This window comes from Candidatus Infernicultor aquiphilus (assembly GCF_002784285.1).
Classification (GTDB): domain Bacteria; phylum Atribacterota; class Phoenicimicrobiia; order Phoenicimicrobiales; family Phoenicimicrobiaceae; genus Infernicultor; species Infernicultor aquiphilus.
Map to the genome: position 1 here is coordinate 1 of NZ_PFKO01000350.1, position 868 is coordinate 868.

Below are 868 nucleotides of genomic sequence, written 5' to 3' on the forward strand. Positions count from 1 at the left end.
TCGCCAACCCTGTTCATCTATCATTCGTAGAATCAGTCGCCAGTTTTGAAGAGTAAGACATTTAGATATTCCAATTGCTGGTCTTTTAAAAATTCTTTCTTTTAATAATATAGGAGCATTAGGAGCAGAAATTGCACTCCCATAATTTGTGCCGTGATTCCAAAACATAACTCCTGATTTTTTAAGAACTCTTTTTAATTCAGCGGTGATTTGTAAAAGATGCTCTAAATATAAATCTAAGGTTGGTTCTAATCCTAATTGACCATACCAAGCTCCGCATTTTTGACAAAAATCTGTTTTAATATCTTTCAATTTTTGTGTTTCTTTTCTGGATGGCCTTTCATAAGAAGATTTAGCATCAGTTGAACCTCGTCTTTTTGGTTGAATATGTTTTATCCATTTGTGTTGACAATCCTTATCCCCATTCCAAACAGTTTTTGTGTCTTCACCATAATCTCGCAACCCCCAATACGGAGGAGAAGTTACAATACAGTCTACGCTCTTGTCTGGCATTGTTTTTAATACAGTAAGGGTATTACCACAGATAACCCTATTTATGTAGTCGTCAGGGTAAATCATTTCTCCAAGTATTCCTTCAGCGAGGGATAAGCTACCGCCTCGTGTCTATCGCTGTGAAATACTACTGCAGGAGTCCCCACCACACCTCTTTCATACCATCGTTTTGAGTATGTATCATCGGTTAGAAAAGTTCCCACTTGAATAAGATTTTTCCGCATTCCATAAGCATAAAAAGTTTGTATTGCTGGTTGATGTTTATGTCCAGCACATATTACATCTGCGGAAGGTGAAAACCATCTCAATTGTCTTGTCATTGAATGAGTAGGATTCCACATAGAATGCCCAGCAA

2 protein-coding genes are annotated in these 868 nt (G+C 37.2%); both read right to left on the minus strand.

Translation table 11 applies throughout. The features are described from left to right. A partial coding sequence (locus COZ07_RS09860; protein ID WP_406608395.1) for a DNA methyltransferase occupies positions 1-579 on the minus strand: 579 nt, incomplete at its 3' end. Continuing rightward, on the minus strand, positions 576-868 hold a 293-nt coding region (locus COZ07_RS09865), incomplete at its 5' end, for a hypothetical protein (protein ID WP_406608396.1). The genes COZ07_RS09860 and COZ07_RS09865, both read right to left, overlap by 4 nt.